Raw genomic sequence first — 7434 nt, 5'->3', positions numbered from 1 at the left:
GTACAAGTATTTGAAATGTCCGAATTTTTCGAAGAGGACTTTTTTAAAACCAAAAAGGTAGTCTATTTGCCAATGAAGTATAAGGGAAACAGTTAAAGCATCAACATCATATTAAAGGAGTACCTGCAATTTTCTGCGTAGGTTTTGATGAAGTTGATTAGTTTTTTCAAACTTACTTTTTTTGAATTAGACTTAGTATTCGCTGTCATTATTTTGATTTAGAGTTTTGTACAATCTAGTATTTAAAAATTAATTTACAATTAATTAACGTTAAATTTACATTAAAATTGTAAAATGACAAATCTAAAATAGTTAAAATGCTGAAAATGTATTGTTTAAAAGAAGATTTAATAAACTAATATCAGGGATGTGTAGGGCTCATTTAAAAGAAAGTATGTTACAAATTAAAATTGGTTTGTAATTGCTGACTTTTTTTAAAATTTTAATTTTAAACCGGAAGATGGAGAATTATTCATATTGGCTGCCTTAATAATGTCAGTCTTATACTTAGCCGGAACAACCTGCCATCCATTATAAATTTCTCCATTTATGTAATACCTGTCATTACTTTTTGTCATTGCGGTTTCTGTCATCAATTTATAATAAGAAGCTGGTGCATTTTTGCCTGCGCTATCTCCATGCAAGACCAATTCGAGAACTCCATCACCGTCAACATCAGATTGTATCCAATTCAATTCCAGTATTTTATTATAAGTACCATCAGACATCATTTTAATAATATTATTGTTAAAGCCGTCAATTATTTTTTGCGCATCCGGAATATCCTTTAAAATGGCAAAGTGAAGAGGTTGCACCAAAAAAGCTTCTTTACCAATTTCAAGGAATTTGCGAATATCATTTAGTTGATAAGTTAGTAAATAGGATATCAGTAATTCATCAACCAACATATAATCTGCCTTGAAAGTTAATAATTTCTCCAGATTTCCCTGATCACTTTTACCTGGAATAAGAACTACATCCAGATTGGTATAAACGGAGGATCCATATGCATAACCACTAATAATCGCAATTCGTTTATCCTTTAATTCACTTAGTGATTTTGCACTTACATCACTGCCTTTTCTCCCTACTAAAATCAAACGATTTTCAAGATAGGGTTCAGAATAAAGCAAATAATTTTCCCGATCTTCTGTTTTCCATAATGTGGGACTTCCCTGGTAAGTACCGTCGATAATGCCTTCCATTACCGGGTCAAATCCTGTTATAGTCAAATCCATTTGGATACCTCCTCTTAGAAGTGCCTCCTTTACTAATTCAAGGGCGAAACCTTTTTCCCCTTCTACATTTGAAAAGGGAGGCCATATATCAGAAGCTAATTTTATATTCTGATTCTGAGAATACAAAAATAAACACGGAAGTGAGAGGAAAAGCAGAAACAATTTTTTCATGGCAATGGATCGTTAATGGTAAAAAGCACCTTAAGATAAATCAATCAGCCCGAAAGTAATGTTAAAAAGGAAACAATAATTGATTCTAACAGATTTTTGGAATATAGCACAATTATCTCTTCACCTTTTCGGTATAAGAGCCTTGTGTGTTAAAAAATTAAAGATTACTCCCTCTGTCCTTTATCCCAAAAACGGATAGCGATAATCCTCGGGAGTTACAAAAGTTTCTTTAATTAACCTCGGGGAAACCCATCGAAGCAAATTTTGAGCAGAACCTGCTTTGTCATTAGTCCCTGAAGCCCTGGCACCACCAAAAGGTTGCTGTCCCACAACAGCCCCCGTAGGTTTGTCGTTTATATAGAAATTACCTGCACAGTTCTGAAGTGCTTTCGTGGCTTCATTTATTGCATATCGGTCTTTTGCCAAAACGGCACCTGTAAGTGCGTATTCAGAAGTAGTATCAACTAATTTTAGTGTTTTGACCCAATCCTTATCTTCATAGACATAAATTGTAACTACCGGTCCGAACAATTCGGTTTCCATAGTAGAATAATGAGGATCTGTGGTTAGTATAACCGTTGGTTCTATAAAATAACCTTTGGATTTATCATAATTACCACCAACAATTATACTAGCATCCTTATCTTTTTTAGCCTGATCAATATAGGAAGCTAATTTGTCAAATGATCCTTCATGTATTACAGCTGTAATATAGTTGCTCATATTTTCAGGAGATCCCGGAGGGTTGAATGATTCCACGTCCTGCTTTACCAAATCCAGGATTTCGGCAGAAGTAGATTTTGGTAAATAAACACGAGAGGCAGCACTACATTTTTGGCCCTGGAATTCAAAGGCGCCACGCGTAATTGCCGTAGCTACCTGCTGAGGTTTTGCTGTTGGATGAGCAATTATAAAGTCCTTACCACCAGTTTCACCAACAATTCTTGGATAGGTTTTATAACGGTCAATATTATTCCCAATCTGTTTCCACAAGGATTTAAAAACATGGGTGCTTCCGGTAAAATGAATTCCCGAAAAGTGGGCACTGGCTAAAATGGTTTCTGTAATCATTACAGGATCACCGTAAACCACATTGATTACGCCATCTGGCAGTCCAGCTTCCTTAAAAATATCCACAATAACCTTGGCTGAAAAAATTTGACTATCACTGGGTTTCCATACTACAACATTACCCATCATAGCTGCGCTTGCAGGAAGATTGCCCGCTATCGCTGTAAAGTTAAAAGGGGTAATTGCATAAATAAAACCTTCTAGAGGTCTGTATTCCACCCGATTCCAGATGCCTTCAGATGATTCAGGTTGTTCCGCATATATCTGAGACATATAAGATACATTAAACCTGAGGAAGTCTATTAATTCACAGGCGGCATCAATTTCTGCCTGATGTATGGTTTTTGACTGCGCCAACATAGTCGCCGCATTAATTTTAGCCCTGTAGGGCCCGGCAATAAGATCTGCAGCTTTTAAGAAAATACTGGCTCTTTGTTCCCAAGGTAAAGAGGCCCATGCCGCTCTGGATTTGAGTGCATTATCTATGGCCAAGCTAACATGACTTTTTTCGGCAAGATGATACTTGCCCAAAATGTGTTTATGATCATGGGGAGGTGACATTGTTCGGGTATTCGATGTTGTTATTTCATCACTTCCAATATATAAAGGAACTTCAAGACTTCCATTGAAATATTCTTTATATTGCTTTAAAACCTCGTCTCTTTCCGGAGTGCCCGGAGCATAACTTTTTATTGGTTCATTAATAGCCAGCGGGACTTCAAAAAAACCTTTACCCATAATCAATTTTATTAGTTAAATTTTCATGTCAAAGGTACTAAAACCCCAAACGTTTATAAAATTTAAACAAAGTAAAAGGAATCATTAATTCAGTGCGAATGGTGCACTGAATTTAAAAGAAGGAATGTAGACTCTGAATTTTTCATTAGTGGTGAAATTGACCATATTATAGTGGCCTTTCATTGCTCCAATAGGAGATGCAAGCAGGCATCCGGAGCTGTAAGTATGGGATTCCCCTGGTCTAATAACGGGTTTTTTTCCGATAACACCTTCACCATCTAAAATTTCAAAGTCATTTAAAGCATCATATATCTGCCAGTGCCTTGAAGTTAATTGAACAGAATCTTTACTTTGATTTTCTATAGTAATGGTATACCCAAAAGCAAAATGCATTTTATAGTTTTTAAAGAAGGTGCCTTCAAAACTAGTATTCACTGAAATTTTTATGCCTTTGGTAACTTGTGTAATCATCTTTTTCATGCTAATAAATAACGGTATTTCTCAATATGAGTAGCATATCCGTTATATCTGCTAAAATAAAAAAAATCGTATTAGGCCCTTTTAATTTAACATTAGTTTGAGATAATGGGGCTCAAATTCAAATGAGTCCTAAAATCATTTTATAATGATAATGAATATTAAAACCAATCCTAGGGGGCCAAGATAGATAATAGCAACTGATTATGAAAGCTTCAGATTGAATTATCGGTGTATGTATATTTTTTTCTGGTGTATTTCTGTCTAATAATCCCATAAATATGGGGAATTGACAGATTTCTCTGCTTTATAATGACCTTGATTTTGATGAATACCCGTCATTAGATCATGTCGGAAATTATGAAAGGAGCTTATGAATCATGAAACACTCCAGCTCTAACAATAAAATATTTTGCCATAAAGCTTACTAATCTAGATTACAGGTGTTAATATCCAAAATCATTTATAATTGGCTGCTAATCTAAGGGATTTGAGTTCCTTTATTTTTTCAAATTTTAATTTCTCACGATTCTTCTTAGCAAAATCGGTATGAAATTTATGCTTTTCCAAAAACGAAATTTGCAAGTCTAACCACTCAATTCTATTAGAAACGATATCGAAATGCAGATATTCTTTGAATAGTTTAGCGCTAATGTTATTATAGTCCTTTCTTCCAAGATAGTCTAGATCGGCATCCGCCAAAATTTGTTCATAAAAAGTCTTAGGTTCTTGAGGTACTTTTGTTGCCCTAATCATCCCATTTATTATATCTATTTCCTCGCTTGTAAGAATAGGAGTTAAAAGTGGTTGAATTTCAATAATACTGCGTTCTTCATGATTTAAAGGAGATACTACAAAACCATAATCATGGCAGATTGCGGCAATTCGTATAAGAATAGCCATTTCTTCTGGAATATTGTAATATTCAATATAGTCGTTACAAACGTTGGCAACATCTATTATATGATCTAAAGAATGGTATGAAAGATAATTGGGAAGTTTTTCGTTTAACTGCTCAATAATCTCAAAACATATTTTTGGATATGAATTTTTGTTGCGAAGAATCATATATCCCAAACCTCAGAATTATAAGTGTATAGAATTAAACCCAATGTTATGAAAATTATTGTAATAACCCGACATTTATATTAAGAATTATTAATATTTAATCTAACTAAATAATTAAAATACAACATCTTACAAAAATATTTCTCGCTATTTAAGCAGGATCCAGAAATAAATTATAACCACTTATTCTGCCTTTACAAAAAATACTTTTTAACAATTAGGAGATATTTACATTATATAAATTTTGAGCTTATAAAACTCAAATGTGCTATAATTAATAAAGAGTATTTAGTTGGTAATGTTTTCAGAATTTGTTGAGCCAATACCAATTATGCTATCATATAAATCCCCAAAATTTCTGTAATAAACCAGTATTAAATAATTATTTTCTGTAAAATTAAAATTGCCACTAACTTTATTCAGGTCAATTCCACCATCCTCAGTTTTAAGGACATATTTATAGTTGTAAAACCCCTGTTTAAATTTTATTGCGGCTTCCATATTTCCTGTCTCGGAATTGTAATTCATTTTGTTCCCTTCCTCCAGAGCATAGTTATTGAATTTGCCATAGACATAAATCTCATTTAATCCAATATCTATGGTATATGGAAGGCTGAAATGAATTATGGTATATTCTGATTCTCTGGATGAATCTTCACCTTGCAAAGTGCGTACAACAAAATCGCCATTAATGTCGGGAAAATAAGTGTATGCTTTATCAAATCTATAGTTATCTGTAAAAAGATAGTGATGGTAAAGTTCTTGATAGTCAATGCGGGAAATGGCAGAAGAAGGAGCGCGCAAATCACTGGTATCAAAGTTGAGGAATTCATTTCCTCCAAAAAAACTGGTTTCAATATCATATTTATAAGCCAAGGAATTACCCACAGAATATTGAGGTGGTACATTGGTAATGGCATTTGACCACTGATAATTTTGAATTATAATAACTTTTACTTCTTTTAAAGGATTAACAAGTTGAAAATTAAATGGGTTAATTGTGAATTGAACAGATTGCTTTTGATTGATAAAATCAAAATTCCTGGAGTTCCGGGTTGTTGCTACAACTTTAGCCAAATCCTTGTAAACTACAAATCGTCTTGAAAATTGAAGTTCGTAGTTAGAATTATAAATTTCAAGTACATAATTGCCGCTAACTTTTAAACTCACCGCTTTATTGGGAATAGTCAAGTGATAATTGGAATAAGATTCCAGAGTATTAAAACTGTTCCTATAATTAATAATCCTTTGGTTGTCTGTTCCCCTAAGGTATTGTGACTTTAGTAGTTCGGATGGCGACCAATCATAATCGCAATGAACAATTTTATAATAGAAGTCTTGCTCACTTGCGGTCAAATCATCAAATTCAAGATAAATCGGATCTCCCAATTTGATGACAGGAAACTGATCTTCAGTTGGTCCCTTAAAAATAATAGTCTTTATATTTTCAGGCGGGTTTACCTCTTCCTGAATCTGCGAATACAATTGTGTCGTAAGGAAAAAGAAGAATAGCTGTTTAAGAAATAAACGCATATTTAGCCTGTTTTTGTGATAAAGGTAAACAAAAAGTATACCCAAAAAAGTGATATCGACGTAATGCCCAAAATTATAGTCAATAATTATGAAAACAGTGTCATAAGTACTATTTTTGGACCAAATTTTGATAAACTAAATGTTTACAATTTATGTCTAAAGACATTAGGATCAAGAAAGGCTTTGACATTAATCTTGTTGGTGCGGCCGAACAAAATACATCTAAAGCAGCATTAAGCAATGTTTACGCCATCAATCTCTTAGATTTTCGTGGTATAATGCCCAAATTGTTAGTTAAACAAGGGGCTGAGGTTAAGGCAGGTGAACCTTTATTCTATAGCAAAGATTGCAAGGACATGCTTTTTGTTTCTCCGGTTAGTGGAGAATTAATTGAAATTAACAGAGGAGCTCGCAGAAAAATTATGACTATAAAAATTCTTGCAGATAAGTCTCAGGACTATCTGGAGCATTCCAAAATGCGACCAGGTGCTGATTCTGAGGAAATCAAGTCGCTACTTCTTAAATCGGGTTGTTGGCCTTTTATCAGACAACGTCCTTATGATCATATTGCAGATCCGTTGGCTACTCCAAAGGGAATTTTTATATCGGCTTATGTTACTGCTCCTTTGGCAGCAGATTTGGATTATACTCTGAAGGGGAAAGAAGAAGAACTACAAACAGCATTAACCGCTCTTGGAAAACTTACCCCAGGTAAGGTTCATGTTTCCGTAGGCAAGGGTTCCAGTTCTCCCTTTGCTAAACTCCAGGATATCGAATTACATAAAGTCTCCGGACCCCATCCTGCAGGATTAGTAGGCACTCAAATAAATAAGATAAATCCAATAAATAAAGGTGAAGTAGTTTGGACCATTACTCCTCAAGACCTTGTTATAATTGGCGAGTTACTTTTAACCGGTAGATTTAATGCCCAGCGTACCATTGCCCTTGCTGGTTCTACCGTGAAATCTCCAAAATATTTTTCAACAAAAATAGGTGCAGAGATAGCTACATTTTTATATGCCAGTGGCGTTAAAGATGAAAGATTTCGTGTGATTAATGGAGATGTACTTACTGGCAAGAAAACAAGCCCGGATGGTTTTCTCGGTTTTTATAACAATACAGTAAGTGTTATTCCTGA

6 protein-coding genes and 1 pseudogene are annotated in these 7434 nt (G+C 34.2%); 2 read left to right on the top strand and 5 right to left on the bottom strand.

Annotated features, from left to right (window positions below; all coding sequences use genetic code 11):
- Positions 1 to 96 (top strand): annotated as a pseudogene (locus WBN20_RS12225) (16S rRNA (guanine(527)-N(7))-methyltransferase RsmG); the annotation flags it as partial.
- A 338-nt stretch (positions 97 to 434) separates the two neighbouring features.
- On the opposite strand, the gene WBN20_RS12220 reads toward WBN20_RS12225, so the two are convergent.
- The 5 genes from WBN20_RS12220 to WBN20_RS12200 all read right to left on the bottom strand — a co-directional run bounded on the left by WBN20_RS12220 (position 435) and on the right by WBN20_RS12200 (position 6296).
- Positions 435 to 1409 carry a substrate-binding periplasmic protein gene (locus WBN20_RS12220; RefSeq protein ID WP_424281886.1) on the bottom strand — a complete coding sequence of 325 codons (975 nt, stop codon included), beginning with the start codon at positions 1407 to 1409 and terminating at the stop codon, positions 435 to 437.
- A gap of 180 nt (positions 1410 to 1589) precedes the next feature.
- Positions 1590 to 3218, bottom strand: a complete 1629-nt coding sequence (gene pruA / locus WBN20_RS12215) for an L-glutamate gamma-semialdehyde dehydrogenase (RefSeq protein WP_424281885.1) — start codon at positions 3216 to 3218, stop codon at positions 1590 to 1592.
- An 84-nt stretch (positions 3219 to 3302) separates the two neighbouring features.
- Positions 3303 to 3689, bottom strand: coding sequence for a Co2+/Mg2+ efflux protein ApaG (gene apaG, locus WBN20_RS12210; protein ID WP_424272111.1), 387 nt, complete (start codon positions 3687 to 3689; stop codon positions 3303 to 3305).
- 465 nt (positions 3690 to 4154) lie between these two features.
- Positions 4155 to 4763 carry a hypothetical protein gene (locus WBN20_RS12205; RefSeq protein WP_424272110.1) on the bottom strand — a complete coding sequence of 203 codons (609 nt, stop codon included), beginning with the start codon at positions 4761 to 4763 and terminating at the stop codon, positions 4155 to 4157.
- Positions 4764 to 5051: 288 nt separating this feature from the next.
- The gene (locus WBN20_RS12200; RefSeq protein WP_424281884.1) at positions 5052 to 6296 is read right to left on the bottom strand and encodes a DUF5103 domain-containing protein; all 1245 of its coding nucleotides are present in this window, start codon (positions 6294 to 6296) and stop codon (positions 5052 to 5054) included.
- Positions 6297 to 6448: 152 nt separating this feature from the next.
- On the opposite strand from WBN20_RS12200, the gene WBN20_RS12195 reads away from it, so the two are divergent.
- On the top strand, positions 6449 to 7434 hold a 986-nt coding region (locus WBN20_RS12195), incomplete at its 3' end, for a Na(+)-translocating NADH-quinone reductase subunit A (protein WP_424281883.1).

Origin of the sequence: Eudoraea sp., from assembly GCF_049665975.1 — a bacterium.
Lineage (GTDB): Bacteria > Bacteroidota > Bacteroidia > Flavobacteriales > Flavobacteriaceae > Eudoraea.
The sequence above is the reverse complement of the archived record's forward strand: the minus strand, read 5'-3'. Positions and strand labels throughout refer to the sequence as shown.

Bases quoted from the DNA above. Each gene is read 5' to 3' on its own strand.
- WBN20_RS12220 (WP_424281886.1), bottom strand. From the start codon at position 1,409: ATGAAAAAATTGTTTCTGCTTTTCCTCTCACTTCCGTGTTTATTTTTG.
- pruA (WP_424281885.1), bottom strand. From the start codon at position 3,218: ATGGGTAAAGGTTTTTTTGAAGTCCCGCTGGCTATTAATGAACCAATA.
- apaG (WP_424272111.1), bottom strand. From the start codon at position 3,689: ATGATTACACAAGTTACCAAAGGCATAAAAATTTCAGTGAATACTAGT.
- WBN20_RS12205 (WP_424272110.1), bottom strand. From the start codon at position 4,763: ATGATTCTTCGCAACAAAAATTCATATCCAAAAATATGTTTTGAGATT.
- WBN20_RS12200 (WP_424281884.1), bottom strand. From the start codon at position 6,296: ATGCGTTTATTTCTTAAACAGCTATTCTTCTTTTTCCTTACGACACAA.